The sequence below is a fragment of the Stutzerimonas degradans genome (assembly GCF_024448505.1).
In the GTDB taxonomy this organism is placed as follows: Bacteria; Pseudomonadota; Gammaproteobacteria; order Pseudomonadales; family Pseudomonadaceae; genus Stutzerimonas; species Stutzerimonas degradans.
This window is the reverse complement of sequence record NZ_JAMOHV010000008.1, coordinates 177,856-192,767: the sequence shown is the minus strand read 5'-3', so window position 1 is coordinate 192,767 and position 14,912 is coordinate 177,856. Positions and strand designations below refer to the sequence as shown.

General features: G+C 66.2%; 12 protein-coding genes. All 12 read left to right on the top strand.

Annotation, left to right across the window (positions count from 1 at the left end; all coding sequences use genetic code 11):
* The first annotated feature begins 305 nt into the window (after positions 1–305).
* The 12 genes from pqqA to NAV27_RS12525 all read left to right on the top strand — a co-directional run bounded on the left by pqqA (position 306) and on the right by NAV27_RS12525 (position 14,908).
* The gene (gene pqqA / locus NAV27_RS12580) at positions 306–377 is read left to right on the top strand and encodes a pyrroloquinoline quinone precursor peptide PqqA (protein ID WP_003291121.1); all 72 of its coding nucleotides are present in this window, start codon (positions 306–308) and stop codon (positions 375–377) included.
* A 48-nt stretch (positions 378–425) separates the two neighbouring features.
* Positions 426–1,337 (top strand): pyrroloquinoline quinone biosynthesis protein PqqB, encoded by a 912-nt coding sequence (gene pqqB / locus NAV27_RS12575; protein ID WP_043295529.1) that lies wholly within the window; start codon positions 426–428, stop codon positions 1,335–1,337.
* A 57-nt stretch (positions 1,338–1,394) separates the two neighbouring features.
* A complete protein-coding gene (gene pqqC, locus NAV27_RS12570; protein ID WP_003291119.1) occupies positions 1,395–2,147 on the top strand; it encodes a pyrroloquinoline-quinone synthase PqqC in 753 nt (250 codons plus the stop codon).
* Between the two features lie 107 nt (positions 2,148–2,254).
* A complete protein-coding gene (gene pqqD / locus NAV27_RS12565; RefSeq protein WP_003291117.1) occupies positions 2,255–2,533 on the top strand; it encodes a pyrroloquinoline quinone biosynthesis peptide chaperone PqqD in 279 nt (92 codons plus the stop codon).
* Complete coding sequence (gene pqqE / locus NAV27_RS12560; protein WP_102828412.1) at positions 2,505–3,659, top strand: pyrroloquinoline quinone biosynthesis protein PqqE; 1,155 nt, start codon at positions 2,505–2,507, stop codon at positions 3,657–3,659. Before pqqD ends, pqqE begins: the two co-directional genes overlap by 29 nt.
* Positions 3,660–3,664: 5 nt before the next feature.
* The gene (locus NAV27_RS12555; RefSeq protein ID WP_102828413.1) at positions 3,665–5,560 is read left to right on the top strand and encodes an alpha/beta hydrolase family protein; all 1,896 of its coding nucleotides are present in this window, start codon (positions 3,665–3,667) and stop codon (positions 5,558–5,560) included.
* A gap of 101 nt (positions 5,561–5,661) precedes the next feature.
* Positions 5,662–6,825 (top strand): alcohol dehydrogenase-like regulatory protein ErcA, encoded by a 1,164-nt coding sequence (ercA, locus tag NAV27_RS12550; protein WP_008567771.1) that lies wholly within the window; start codon positions 5,662–5,664, stop codon positions 6,823–6,825.
* Positions 6,809–8,500 (top strand): hybrid sensor histidine kinase/response regulator, encoded by a 1,692-nt coding sequence (locus NAV27_RS12545; RefSeq protein ID WP_102828414.1) that lies wholly within the window; start codon positions 6,809–6,811, stop codon positions 8,498–8,500. The genes ercA and NAV27_RS12545 overlap by 17 nt, the downstream gene beginning before the upstream one ends.
* Entirely contained in the window at positions 8,493–8,903 is a 411-nt protein-coding gene (locus tag NAV27_RS12540; protein ID WP_232249121.1) for a hypothetical protein, read from the top strand. Before NAV27_RS12545 ends, NAV27_RS12540 begins: the two co-directional genes overlap by 8 nt.
* Positions 8,904–8,988: 85 nt before the next feature.
* Complete coding sequence (locus tag NAV27_RS12535; RefSeq protein WP_102828416.1) at positions 8,989–10,239, top strand: TolC family protein; 1,251 nt, start codon at positions 8,989–8,991, stop codon at positions 10,237–10,239.
* On the top strand, positions 10,236–11,789 hold the full coding sequence (locus NAV27_RS12530; protein WP_102828417.1) for an efflux RND transporter periplasmic adaptor subunit: 1,554 nt from the start codon (positions 10,236–10,238) through the stop codon (positions 11,787–11,789). Before NAV27_RS12535 ends, NAV27_RS12530 begins: the two co-directional genes overlap by 4 nt.
* Positions 11,786–14,908, top strand: a complete 3,123-nt coding sequence (locus NAV27_RS12525; RefSeq protein ID WP_102828418.1) for an efflux RND transporter permease subunit — start codon at positions 11,786–11,788, stop codon at positions 14,906–14,908. Before NAV27_RS12530 ends, NAV27_RS12525 begins: the two co-directional genes overlap by 4 nt.
* Positions 14,909–14,912 lie beyond the last annotated feature (4 nt).

Below are 14,912 nucleotides of genomic sequence, written 5' to 3'. Positions count from 1 at the left end.
GATTGGATGGGCTCCGGCGCAGCGCGCTCCCGCCGCGCCGGTTTCTTTGCTGGCACCTTAGGGTGCAGGGTCTTTCCGGGAGTTTCTCCCTCATGTCACCCGGGTGACTCGTTCGCAACGCGGCTTTTCAGCCGCGTTTTTTTATGCGCGGCAGAAGCAGCGTTCGTCGGCAGGCCGCGTGTTCCGGGGCACTACGAAGGCAGGTTGAAATCTACTTCCAAAGTACCATTCTGCCGGTGGCGGACTGGGTGCTTAATGAGGGTGCCGGGCATTTCCGGCGCCACGTATAAGAAGAGGATCGAGCCATGTGGACCAAACCCGAATACACCGATCTGCGTATTGGTTTTGAAGTGACGATGTATTTCGCCAATCGTTGATCGTTTCCGCCCCGGCTCCGGCCGGGGCTTCGCTTTCAGGGGTAGCCCATGTTCATCCAGGTTCTCGGATCCGCTGCGGGCGGTGGTTTTCCGCAGTGGAACTGCAACTGCGCCAACTGCGCCGGTTTGCGTGCCGGCACGTTGCGGGCCCAGTCGCGCACCCAGTCGTCTATCGCCATCAGCGAGGACGGCGTCGAGTGGGTGTTGTGCAACGCCTCGCCGGACATCCGCGCCCAGCTGGAAGGCTTTCCCAAACTGCAGCCCGCGCGCAAACCGCGTGATACCGCCATCGCCGCAATCGTCCTGCTCGACAGCCAGATCGACCACACCACCGGGCTGCTGACGCTGCGCGAAGGCTGCCCGCATGAGGTCTGGTGTACCGAAATGGTCCACCAGGACCTGACCAGCGGCTTTCCGCTGTTCAACATGCTGGAGCACTGGAATGGCGGACTGAAGTGGAATCGTATCGAACTGCAGGGCAGCTTCGTCATTCCGGCGTGCCCGAACCTGCTGATCACGCCGGTTCCGCTGCGCAGCTCAGCGCCACCGTATTCGCCGCATCGCAACGATCCGCATCCGGGCGACAACATCGGCCTGTTGATCGAGGATCGGCGCAGCGGCGGCACACTGTTCTATGCGCCGGGGCTGGGGCAGATCAGCGATGGGCTGCTGGCAATCATGCGCCGCGCCGACTGCCTGCTGGTGGATGGCACGCTCTGGCGTGACGACGAAATGCGCGTGCGCGAGGTCGGCGATAAGCTCGGAACCGAGATGGGGCACCTGCCACAGAGCGGCCCGGGCGGCATGATAGAGGTGCTCGACGGGTTGCCGGCGGCACGCAAGGTGCTCATCCATATCAACAACACCAACCCGATTCTCGACGAAGACTCCGCCGAGCGGGAAATTCTCGGCGAACACGGCATTGAGGTGGCGTTCGATGGCATGAGCATCGAACTGTAGCCGCGCACGCACCGCGCTCCGAATACCGAACAGAACGATAAGAAAAGGAATACCGTTATGACCCTGCCAGCCATGAGCCCCGCCGAATTCGAACAGGCGCTGCGCGCCAAGGGCGAGTACTACCACATCCATCATCCGTTCCACCGGGCGATGTATGCCGGCCAGGCCACGCGCGAACAGATTCAGGGCTGGGTCGCCAATCGTTTCTACTATCAGGTCTGCATTCCGGTGAAGGATGCGGCGATCATGGCCAACTGCCCGGACCGCGACACCCGCCGCGAGTGGATTCAGCGCATCATCGACCACGACGGTCGGCCCGGCGAAGAGGGCGGCATCGAGGCCTGGCTGCGGCTGGCTGAAGCCGTGGGGCTGGATCGTGAGCAGGTGCTGTCGCAGGAGCTGGTGCTGCCCGGCGTGCGCTTCGCGGTGGATGCTTACGTCAACTTCGCCCGTCGCGCCAGTTGGCAGGAAGCGGCCAGCAGCTCGCTGACCGAACTGTTCGCGCCGACCATCCACCAGTCGCGACTGGATGCTTGGCCGCAGCATTACCCGTGGATCGATGCGTCCGGCTACGACTATTTCCGCAAGCGCCTGAAGGAGGCGCGCCGCGACGTCGAACATGGCCTGCGCATCACCCTGGAACACTACCGCACCCGTGAAGCCCAGGAGCGCATGCTGAACATCCTGCAGTTCAAGCTCGACGTGCTCTGGAGCATGCTGGACGCCATGAGCATGGCCTACGAGCTGGATCGTCCGCCGTACCACACGGTGACCGCCGAGCGAGTCTGGCACAAGGGCATTGCGCTGTAAGTCGCGGATCGGCTGCGTAGGGTGGAAAATGGCCACGGGGCTTTTCCACCGTAGTGAACAGTGGTGGGAAGCACTGTGCGGGCTTCCCACCCCTACGGAGAATGACGATGAGCGAAAACATCCTGCTCAAGATTCCGGCCCTGCGCCGCGGCTTTCGCTTTCAGTTCGAGCCGGCGCAACAGTGCCATGTGCTGCTCTATCCCGAGGGCATGATCAAGCTCAACGACAGCGCCAGCGAGATTCTCAAGCGCGTGGACGGCGCGCGCACGGTGGGCGGCATCGTCGCGGACCTGCAGGTGAGTTTTCCGGCGGCGGAAGGTATCGCCGAAGACATCCTGGCGTTCCTGGAGGTGGCCGTTGAACGGTTCTGGATCGAGCTTCGCTAAACCCGGCTTTGAACCCGGTCCGCCGCTCTGGCTGCTCGCCGAGCTGACCTATCGCTGCCCGCTGCAGTGCCCGTACTGCTCCAACCCGCTGGATTTCGCCCGCAGTCACGAGGAGCTCAGCACTGCGGAATGGATCGAGGTGTTTCGTCAGGCCCGCGAGATGGGCGCCGCACAGCTGGGATTTTCCGGCGGCGAGCCGCTGGTCCGCGAGGATCTGGCCGAACTGATCGGCGCGGCGCGCAAGCTGGGCTACTACACCAACCTGATTACCTCGGGCATCGGCCTGACGGAAGAGAAGATCGCCAGCTTTGCCGAGGCCGGGCTCGATCACATCCAGATCAGCTTCCAGGCCGCCGACGAGGAGGTGAACAACCTGCTCGCCGGCTCGAAGAAGGCCTTCGCCCATAAGCTGGAAATGGCCCGCGCGGTGAAGAAGCATGGCTACCCGATGGTGCTTAACTTCGTCACTCACCGGCACAACATTGACAACATCGACCAAATCATCCGCCTGTGCATCGAATTGGAAGCCGATTTCGTCGAACTCGCCACCTGCCAGTTTTACGGCTGGGCCGAGCTGAACCGCGCCGGCCTGTTGCCGAGCAAGGAGCAGCTGGTACGCGCCGAGCGCATCACCAATGAATGGCGCGACAAGCTGGCCGCGGAAAACCACCCGTGCAAGCTGATCTTCGTCACCCCGGATTATTACGAGGAGCGCCCCAAGGCCTGCATGAACGGCTGGGGCAACCTGTTCCTCGACATCACCCCGGATGGCACCGCGCTGCCTTGCCACAGCGCGCGGCAGCTGCCGGTGGAGTTTCCCAACGTGCGCGAGCACAGCATCGAGTACATCTGGCGGCACTCGTTCGGCTTCAACAAGTTCCGCGGCTACGACTGGATGCCCGAGCCTTGCCGCAGCTGCGATGAGAAGGAAAAGGACTTCGGCGGCTGCCGCTGCCAGGCCTTCATGCTCACCGGCGATGCCGCCAATGCCGACCCGGTGTGCAGCAAGTCGCCACAGCACGGCAAGATTCTCGCCGCGCGCGAGCAGGCCGAACATGCGGCGCTGGGGCTCGACCAGCTGCAGCATCGCAATGAGAAGGCCTCGAAACTGATCTGCAAGATGTAGCGCCCATGAGTGAGCGTGCGACGGTTCCTTATGGCTTCTGGCCCAGCGGCTGGAGCGCCGAAAGCGCCGCCGCGGCCTGCGGTGATTTCACCGAGCTACGCGCCGGGCATGGCGGGCTGTTCTGGATCGCCTACGACCCCGGCGAGGCGCGCTGCAGCCTGTGGTACTGGCGCGACGGCGGCGCGCGCTGCCTGACGCCGGTCGGCTACTCGCTGCGCAGCCGGGTCTATGAATACGGCGGCGGCGCCTTCTGCCTGACCGCGCAGGGCATAGCCTTCGTCAACGAAGCCGACCAGCAGATTCACCTGCAGAGCTTGACAGCGGATGGCGGTATCAGCCCGCCAACTCCCCTGACCGCCGACGACAACTGTCGCTACGGCGCGCTGCACTTCGATAGCCGCGGCGCGGCGATCCTTGCGGTGGAGGAGGACCACACACAACAGCCCGTGCGGCACCGCATCGTCAGCATCGCTCTGGCCGATGGCGTGCGCCGGGTCGTTGCCGAGGGCGCGGACTTCTACGCCTCACCGGTGACGAGCAGCCAGGGCGACCGCCTGGCCTGGATCGAGTGGAGCCGCCCCGAACAGCCCTGGACGTCCACCAGCCTTTGGCTCGCCGAGTGCGGCGCCGACGGCGTCTGGGGCGCGCCCCATTGCATGGCTGGGGCTGCGGGTGACGAAGCGTTGCAGCAACCGCGCTTCTGCGCCGCCGGCGAGCTGTATTGCCTGTCCGACCGTGCAGGTGGTTGGCAGCCCTGGCGCGAGCAGGCGGGGCGCTTGCAGCCGCTCGAACTAGATATGGCGTCGGATACCGACTGCGCGCCAGCACCCTGGGAACTGGCGACCTGCAGTTACCTGCCGCTGGCTACCGGCGGCATGCTGCTGACCCGCATGAGCGATGGTCAGGGCCTGTTATTCGAATACGCCGAGACGGGCAGGGCGCAGCAACTGGCCAATGAATTCTCGCGCTGCCGCCAGCTGGCCGCCGACGATCACCACTTCTACTGCATCGCCGGCTCGCCCGCGCACACCCCGGCAGTGCTGGCGATTGCGCGCGACAGCGGCAGCGTGCGGATACTCGCAGGCGGCGCACGACCACTGCCGGACGATGAGCTTGCACGTCCGCAGAGCCTGTACTTTACGACCGGAGTCGAGGCAGGCGAACGCGCACATGTGTTCTTTTACCCCCCGTGCAACGCGCACTGCGATGGCCCGGACGGTGCACGACCGCCGCTGCTGGTATTCGTCCACGGTGGGCCGACGTCGGCGTGTTATCCGGTCTTCGATCCGCGTATCCAGTTCTGGACGCAGCGCGGTTTTGCCGTGGTCGACGTCAACTATCGCGGCAGCAGCGGCTTCGGTCGCGCCTACCGGATGCGGCTGCGCGAGCAGTGGGGCGTCTTGGATGTCGAGGATGCCTGCCGGGTGGTCGATGCGCTGGCCGAGCGCGGCTGGATCGACGCCACGCGGGCCTTCATCCGCGGGTCAAGCGCTGGCGGCTACACCGCGCTCTGCGCCCTGGCCGCCGATTCGCGCTGGCGCGGCGGCGCCAGCCTGTATGGCGTCAGCGACCCCCTGGCGCTGCGGCGCGGCACCCACAAGTTCGAGGGCGACTACCTGGACTGGCTGATCGGCGATCCGTGCCTGGTGCCGCAGCGCTTCCAGCAGCGCGCGCCACTGCACAATGCCGGGCGGATCGAGGCGCCGGTGATCTTCTTCCAGGGCGGTCGCGATGCCGTGGTGCTGCCTGGTCAGACCGAGTCGATGGTCGCGGCGCTGCGCGCACGCGGCGTTCCGGTCGAGTACCGGCTCTATCCCGAGGAGCGGCACGGCTTCCGCCAGGCGCGCCATTTGGCTGACGCGTTGACTGGTGAATGGCGCTTTTACCAGCGGCTGCTGTGAGGCACGGGCCGGCGACGGTCGGTCGTCTTTCGGTGGATTGCTTTAGCTGGGTAATGCAGTAGGCTTGCGCCGTTGTAACAAAAAATAAAAAGGCCGCAGTCATGAGCCCGAATATCAGCCTTCAGCGTAAATTCGTATCCCCTGAAATCGTCTTCGGCGCCGGCTGTCGGCACAGCGTCGGCACCTGCGCGAGCAACTTCGGCGCGCGTAAGGTGTTGCTGGTGTCCGACCCCGGCGTGGTCGCTGCGGGTTGGGTGGCCGACGTGCAGGCCAGCCTGGAGCGCCAGGGCATCGAGCACCACCTGTTCACCGAGGTATCGCCGAATCCCCGTTGCGAGGAGGTAATGCTCGGCGCCGAGGCCTACCGCAACCAGGGCTGCAACGTGATCGTCGCCGTCGGTGGCGGCAGCCCGATGGATTGCGCCAAGGGCATCGGCATCGTGGTCGCTCACGGCCGCCACATCGTCGAGTTCGAAGGCGTGGACACCCTGCGGATTCCCAGTCCGCCGCTGATCCTGATTCCGACCACTGCCGGCACTTCGGCGGACGTCTCGCAGTTCGTGATCATCTCCAATCAGGACGAGCGGATGAAGTTTTCCATTGTCAGCAAGGCGGCCGTGCCGGACGTCTCGCTGATCGACCCGGAAACCACCCTGAGCATGGACCCGTTCCTCTCCGCCTGTACTGGCATCGACGCGCTGGTGCATGCCATCGAGGCATTCGTCTCCACTGGCCACGGCCCGCTGACCGACCCGCACGCGCTGGAGGCGATGCGCCTGATCAACGGCAATCTGGTGCAGATGATCAGCAACCCGGCCGACCTGGCACTGCGCGAGCAGATCATGCTCGGCAGCATGCAGGCGGGCCTGGCGTTCTCCAACGCGATCCTCGGCGCAGTGCATGCCATGTCGCACAGCCTCGGCGGCTATCTCGACCTGCCGCATGGCCTGTGCAACGCGGTGCTGGTCGAGCATGTGGTTGCGTTCAACTACGACGCCGCGCCGGACCGCTTCAAGGTGGTCGCGCAGACGCTGGGCATCGACACCCGTGGCCTGAACCACCGGCAGGTACGCGAGCGACTGGTCACCCACCTGATCAGCCTCAAGCAGGCGATCGGCTTCAACGAAAGCCTGGGGCTGCACGGCGTGCGGCTGACCGATATTCCGTTCCTTTCCCACCATGCGATGCAGGACCCGTGCATCCTCACCAATCCGCGCTCGTCGACGCAGAGGGACGTCGAGGTCGTCTATGCCGAAGCCCTCTGACGAGCAGCAGCGGGCGCTGACCCAGCTGCTCGGCTTTGGCAGCCATTCGGCGCGCAAGAGCCATTACCCCGAGCTGCTTGCGCGCCTGGAAGAGCTGGAGGCCGAGCGCAATCGCTACAAATGGCTGTTCGAGCACGCTGTGCATGGCATTTTCCAGGCCAGCCTGCAGGAGGGCATTCGCGCGGCGAACCCGGCGCTGGCGCGGATGCTGGGGTACGAGACCCCGGAAGAAGCGCTGTGGGCGCTGACCGATCTTTCGCATCACCTGTTCATCGGTGGCGAGGATGAGCTGCGGCAGATTCGCTACACGCTGAGCCAGCAGCACGGTCTGTTCGGCTATGAAACGCGATTGCGGCGTCGGGATGGCAGCGCCATCTACGTGCTCATGAACCTGCTGCTCAAGCCCGACGAAGATGGCCTGGTGGAAGGCTTCGTCGCCGACATTACCGAGCGCAAACTTGCCCAGCTGCGCCTGTTGCAGCTCAACGAGCAGCTCGAACAGCGCGTCGCCGAGCGTACCTGCGAGCTGCGCGATGCGCGCGACGCCGCTGAGGCGGCCAACCTGAGCAAGGACAAATATCTGGCCGCCGCCAGCCACGACCTGCTGCAACCGCTGAATGCCGCGCGCCTGCTGATTTCGACCCTGCGCGAGCGCAAGCTGCCCGGCGAGGAACTTAACCTCGTCGAACGCGCGCATCAGGCGCTGGAAGGTGCCGAAGACCTGCTCACCGATCTGCTGGATATTTCCAAGCTCGATCAGAGCGCGATCAAGCCGGATATCGACACCTATCGCCTGGACGAAGTGCTGTTGCCGCTGGTGTCCGAGTTCCAGCCGGTCGCCGCGGCGGCTGGCCTGCAACTGGTGCATTTCATTCCTGCATACGCGATCCAGAGCGATTTCCGCCTGCTGACCCGCATCCTGCGCAACTTCCTCAGCAACGCCTGCCGCTACACCGAACGCGGCCGGGTGTTGCTCGGTGCACGCAAGCGCGGCACCGCGCTGCGCATCGAGGTCTGGGACACCGGGCGTGGCATTCCCGCCGAGCAGATACAGTCGGTCTTCCTCGAATTCAACCAGCTCAACGTCGAGCGTGCCGCTGAGCGGCGCGGCGTCGGTCTGGGTCTGGCGATCGTCGATCGTATCGCCAAGATGCTCGACTACCGCATCCAGGTGCGTTCGCAGCCGGGGCGCGGCTCGGTCTTCAGCATCGAGGTACCGCTGGCCGAGGCGTTGCCGGCGCGCACGAGCGAGGTGTTGGCCGGCCTGCCGCAGCTGGGCAACCCGCTGCCAGGGCGGCGCCTGCTTGTGCTCGACAACGAGCTCAGCATCCTCCACAGCATGGCTGCGTTGCTCACTCAGTGGGGCTGCGAAGCGCTCACGGCGACCGACGAGGCCAGCGCGCTGGAAGTGCTGCAAGGGCGTGCACCGGAGCTGATCCTGGCCGACTACCACCTGGACCTCGGAGTCACCGGCTGGGAAGTGGTGCAGGCGCTGCGGCTGCACTTCAATGCGGCGATTCCGCTGGTGATGATTACCGCCGACCGCAGCGACGAGTGCCGCAAACAGCTGCAGGGGCTTGGCGTGCCGGTGTTGAACAAGCCCGTCAAGGCCGGCAAGATGCGCTCCGTACTCAGCCACCTGCTCGGCGAACGACCGACTGCGGACGGTGCCTGAAGCCGATCTCGATCAAGTTCTTGTTAGCCCGTCCGCCACTACACTGGCCGCCATGAAAACCTGTCTGTCGCTGTGCCTGCTACTGCTGATCAGCCTCATGCTTCCCGTCGACGGGCTGGTCGCGGCTGAGCGCATGACACAGCCCTGCACGATGCAGCCGGCAGACACGCAACATGGCGCCATGCAGCATGCTGCGGACCTCCACGCCGACCAGCATGGCGACCACGGGCACGATGGCAATCCGCAGTGCAAGAGCGGCCATCAGTGCAAGACCGGCTGCCTGTTGCAGTTCGCCGTCCCCAGGGCGGACGTCGATGCGCCGTCATCCCGGCTGATCGTCTACCTTCCCGACTTCATTCCTCCGCGTAACGGCGCCGACGTCTGGCGTCCCCCGTGCGCCTGATTCCCCATCCGAGCTGACTGGTCCGTCGCCTGGCGACTGACCTCGCGCGTGCCCGTCCGGCACGCAGGATCCGAGGAATCCGCACATGCAATCCCGATTGATGCGAGACATTCGCGCGCGTGCCGCCGTGGCCGCGTGCGCCTTGGCGTTGCCGGCTGCCGCCAGCGCGCTGAGCTTCGACGAGGCCCTGGCGCTGGCCCAGCAGCAGGCGCCGTCGCTGCAGGCCGAAGCGGCCAAACTGCAGGCCGCGCGTAGCGACGCCGTACCTGCCGGCGAACTGCCCGACCCGAAACTGCTGCTCGGTGTACAGAGCGTGCCGATTGAAGGCAACGACCGCTGGAGCCTGGACCGCGACGGCATGACCATGAGCATGGTCGGGCTGATGCAGGACGTGCCCAACCGCGACAAGCGCCGCGCCCGGGTCGAGGTGGCGAATGCCGGCATCCAGCGTGCCGCCGCCGAGCGCGTGGTCGAGGCACTGAACGTGCGCCAGGCCACTGCTCAGGCGTGGATCGCCAGTCACACCATCGAGCGCAAGCTGGCGACCTTCGACGCGCTCTACGCCGAGAATCGCCTGCTCAGCGAAACCGTGCGGGCGCGGATTGCCGGCGGACGCGGACTGGCCGCCGACAGCGTGCTACCGCGCCAGGAAGCGGCCTTGCTCGACGAGCGCGCCGACGAGCTGCAACGCCAGCGTCGGCAGGCCCGCGCCGCGCTCGCCCGCTGGATCGGCGAAGCCGCCAGCGAACCGCTGGAGGGCAGCGTGCCGCACTGGCCGCTCGACGCCCCGGCGCTGCAGCGCGAGCTTCACCGGCACCCGCAACTGCAGGCTTACACGCCGATGACGCAGCAGGCGCAAGCGCGTATCCGCGAGGCGACCGCGGAGAAGAAACCCGACTGGAGCTGGGAAGTGGACTATCTGCGCCGCGGCCAGGAATTCGGCGACATGGTCAACCTGCAGGTCAGCTTCGACCTGCCACTGTTCACCAGCACGCGGCAGAACCCGCGCATCGCCGCCCGGCACGCCGAACTCAACCAGCTGGAAGCCGAGCGCGAGGCGCTGGAGCGGCAGTTCGCCGAGCAACTGGACAATGAACTGGCCGAGCTCGACCGCCTGCAACGCGCTCTGACGCGCACCCGCGAGGTGCTGCTGCCGCTGGCGCGCGAGCGTAGCGAACTCAGCCTGGCTGACTACCGTGCCGGTCGCGGCGAGCTGGAGGCGCTGCTGACGGCGCGTCGTGAGCTGATCGAAACGCGCCTGAAGGAAATCGACCTCGATGGCCTGCAGGCCATCGCTGCCAGCCGCCTGTACTTCGCCTATGGAGATGCGCAATGAGCCAGACCGTTCTCAAGACCGGCGTACTGATCGCCGTCACCACCGCGCTGGGGCTGGCTGGTGGCTACTGGTTGGCCTCGCGCCAGCCGCATGCCGTGCCGCAGGATGTATCCACCCGTGCCGCCAGCGAGCGCAAGGTGCTCTATTGGTACGACCCGATGGTGCCGCAGCAACGCTTCGACCAGCCGGGTAAATCACCGTTCATGGACATGGACCTGGTGCCACGTTACGCCGACGAGGCAGACGCCGCCGGCGCGCCAGCGGTGCGTATCGACGCCGACATTACCCACAACCTCGGCGTGCGCCTGGCCACGGTCAGCCGCGGCGAGCCGGCGCGCAACATCGAGGCCGTCGGGGTGCTGGGCCTCAATGATCGTGACGTGGCGGTGGTGCAGGCGCGCGCGGCAGGCTTCGTCGAGCGCGTCTACCGGCTAGCGCCGGGCGATGTGCTCACGGCCGGCGCGCCGCTGGTGGACCTGCTGATACCCGAGTGGGTGGCGGCGCAAGAGGAGTTTCTCGCGTTGCGCCGCAGCGGTGAACGCGCGCTGCTGGACGGTGCGCGCCAACGCCTGCGGCTGGTCGGCATGCCGGCCGAAGCGATCCGCCAGCTGGAGCGCTCCGGCCGGGTGCAGGCACTGCAGACCGTGCGTGCGCCCATCGGCGGTGTGCTGCAGGAACTGGACGTGCGCGAAGGCATGAACGTCGGCGCTGGCGCGCCGCTGGCGCGAATCAACGGGCTGGACAGCGTCTGGCTCGAGGTTGCGGTGCCTGAGGCGCAGGCCGGCGGCATTCGCACGGGGCAGGCGGCGACGGCGCATTTGCCGGCGCTGCCCGGTGAGCCAATCGCCGGCACAGTAACGGCGGTGCTGCCCGAGGCCACGGCGGCCAGCCGCACCCTGCGTGTACGGGTGGAACTGCCCAACGCCGGAGGTCGGTTGCGCCCAGGCCTTAGCGCGCGAGTCGAACTGGCCGAGCAGGGCGCGCAGAGTGCACTGCTGATCCCCAGCGAGGCGGTGATCCGCACCGGCAAGCGCGCGCTGGTTATGCTCGCCGAAGCCGGTGGCCGCTATCGCCCGGTGGAGGTGCAGCTCGGTGTCGACAGCGGCAGCCAGACTGCCATCCTGCAGGGGCTGGAGGAGGGCCAGCAGGTGGTCGCGTCCGGGCAGTTCCTGCTCGATTCCGAGGCCAGCCTGCGCGGCATCACTGCCGTTGCCGAGCAGCCGGCAGCGGCACATGAACATGCCGATTCCGCACCAGTCGAGCCTTCCACACACGCGATGCATGAGCCTGCTATGCCGATGCATGCGGCCCAGACGCCGATCGTCGCAGCGTTGCACGAGGCCGAAGGACGCATCGTCGAGCTCACCGCGCAGGGCGTGAAGGTCGCCCACGGCCCATTCAAGACCCTCGGCATGCCGGGCATGACCATGCGCTTTGCGGTGAAGGATGCTCATCTGCTGCACGGGGTGCAGGTCGATGACCGGGTACGTTTCGCCGTGCGCGAGACTGGCGCCGGGTTGGTCATCGAACAGCTGGAGCGGCTGCCATGATCGCCGCGCTGATTCGCTGGTCGGTGGTCAACCGCTTTCTGGTACTGCTGGCGACGCTGCTGATGACCGCGGTGGGCATCTGGTCGCTGCGCACCACGCCAATCGACGCGCTGCCGGACCTGTCCGACGTGCAGGTGATCATCCGCACGCCGTATCCGGGACAGGCGCCGCAGATCGTCGAGAACCAGATCACTTATCCGCTGACCACCACCATGCTCTCGGTGCCCGGGGCAAAGACGGTGCGCGGCTATTCGTTCTTCGGCGACAGCTTCGTCTACGTGCTGTTCGAGGATGGCACCGACCTGTACTGGGCGCGCTCACGAGTGCTGGAGTATCTGAGCCAGGTGCAGAGCCGGCTGCCGGACGGCGCCAAACCGTCGCTGGGCCCGGACGCCACCGGTGTCGGCTGGATCTACCAGTACGCGCTAGTCGACCGCAGCGGCACGCACGACCTGGCGCAACTGCGCAGCCTGCAGGACTGGTTCCTCAAGTTCGAGTTGATCACCCTGCCGAACGTCGCCGAGGTCGCCACCATCGGCGGCATGGTCCGCCAATACCAGGTGCTGCTCGACCCGCTGAAGCTGGCCAGCTTCGGCATAACCCAGGCGCAGGTGACCGAGGCCATCGGCAGCGCCAACCAGGAAACCGGCGGTGCGGTGCTGGAACTCGCGGAAACCGAGTACATGGTGCGCGCCTCGGGCTACCTGCAGACGCTCGACGACTTCCGCCAGATTCCGTTGCAGCTCAGCGCCGCCGGGGTGCCGGTGACGCTCGGCGATGTCGCGCACATTCAGCTCGGCCCGGAGATGCGCCGCGGCATCGCCGAAATGGACGGTGAAGGGGAAACCGTCGGTGGCGTGATCATCCTGCGCAGCGGCAAGAACGCGCGGGAAACCCTGGCGGCCGTGCATGCCAAGCTCGACGAGTTGAAGAAAAGCCTGCCGCAGGGCGTGGAGATCGTCACTACCTACGACCGCAGCCAGCTGATCGACCGCGCGGTGCACAACCTGAGCTTCAAGCTACTGGAGGAGTTCATCGTCGTCGCACTGGTTTGCGGGCTGTTCCTCTGGCACCTGCGCTCATCGCTGGTGGCCATCGTCTCGCTGCCGATCGGCGTGCTGCTGGCCTTTGCGGTGATGCGTTACCAGGGCATCAACGCCAACATCATGTCGCTGGGCGGCATTGCCATCGCCATCGGCGCGATGGTCGATGCAGCGGTGGTGATGATCGAGAACGCGCACAAGAAGGCCGAGGCCTGGCGGCATGCCAATCCCGGCCGGACACTGGAAGGCGAGGAGCACTGGCGGGTGATGACCGAGGCGGCGCAGGAGGTCGGCCCGGCGCTGTTCTTCTGCCTGCTGATCATCACGCTGTCATTCATCCCGGTGTTCACCCTCGAAGCGCAGGAAGGCCGGCTGTTCGGCCCGCTGGCGTTTACCAAGACCTACGCGATGGCTGCTGCTGCCGGGCTTTCGGTGACGCTGGTGCCGGTGCTGATGGGCTACTGGATTCGCGGCCGGCTGCCGGATGAGACGCGCAATCCGCTCAACCGCGGACTGATCCGGGTTTACCGGCCGGCGCTCGACGCGGTGCTGGAGTATCCGAAAACCACCCTGGTCGCCGCGCTGCTGATCCTGGCGACCACGCTGTGGCCGATGACTCGGCTGGGCGGCGAGTTCCTCCCGCCGATGGACGAGGGCGACCTGCTCTACATGCCGTCGGCACTGCCGGGGCTGTCGGCGCAGAAGGCCGCGCAGCTGTTGCAGCAGACCGACCGGATGATTCGCACGGTGCCGGAAGTTGCCACGGTGTTCGGCAAGGCCGGGCGCGCCGAGTCGGCCACCGATCCGGCGCCGCTGGAGATGTTCGAGACCACCATTCAGTTCAAGCCCCGCGAGCAGTGGCGCGCCGGCATGACGCCGGAAAAACTGGTGGAGGAGCTGGATCGCGCGGTGCAGGTGCCGGGACTGACCAATATCTGGATTCCGCCGATCCGCAATCGCATCGACATGCTCGCCACCGGCATCAAGAGTCCCATCGGGGTGAAGATCGCCGGCGCCAATCTGGAGGAGATCGACCGGGTCAGCCAGCAGGTCGAAGCCATTGCCAAGGGCGTTCCAGGGGTCAGCTCCGCCCTGGCGGAACGTTTGGTCGGCGGGCGCTACATCGATATCGACATCGACCGCCAGGACGCCGCGCGCTATGGGCTGAACATCGCCGACGTCCAGGCCATCGTCGCCGGCGCCATCGGCGGCGAAACCGTCGGCGAAACAGTGGAAGGCCTGGCGCGTTACCCGATCAGCGTGCGTTACCCGCGTGAATGGCGCGACTCGCCGCAGGCTCTGGAGCAGTTGCCGATCCTTACGCCACGGGGCGCGCAGATCACCCTCGGCAGCGTGGCGCGGGTGCGTATCAGCGACGGCCCACCGATGCTGCGTAGCGAGAACGCGCGGCTGTCCGGCTGGGTGTACGTCGATGTGCGCGGGCGCGACATCGCCTCGGTGGTGGCGGACCTGCGGCAGGCGGTGAGCGCCGGCGTCGAACTGCAACCGGGCATGAGCCTGAGCTACTCCGGCCAGTTCGAGTACCTCGAACGCGCCAACGAGCGGCTCAAGCTGGTGGTACCGGCGACGCTGCTGATCATCTTCGTGCTGCTCTACCTGACCTTCGGGCGTATCGATGAGGCGCTGCTGATCATGCTCACGTTGCCGTTCGCGCTGACCGGTGGCGTCTGGTTCCTCTACCTGATGGGCTACAACCTGTCGGTGGCGACCGGCGTCGGCTTCATCGCCTTGGCCGGGGTGGCGGCGGAATTCGGGGTGATCATGCTGCTGTACCTCAAGCATGCCTGGAGCGACCGTCAGCAGGCCGACCGGCATGACGAGGCGGCGCTGTGCGAGGCCATCCGCGAAGGCGCCGTGCAACGTGTGCGGCCCAAGGCGATGACCGTCGCGGTGATCGTCGCCGGTTTGCTGCCGATCCTGCTCGGTGCCGGTACCGGCAGCGAGGTGATGAGCCGCATCGCCGCACCGATGGTCGGTGGCATGTTGAGCGCGCCGCTGTTGTCGCTGTTCGTGTTGCCGGCGGCCTATCGGCTGATGCGCCACCCGCGCCGCTAGTCCG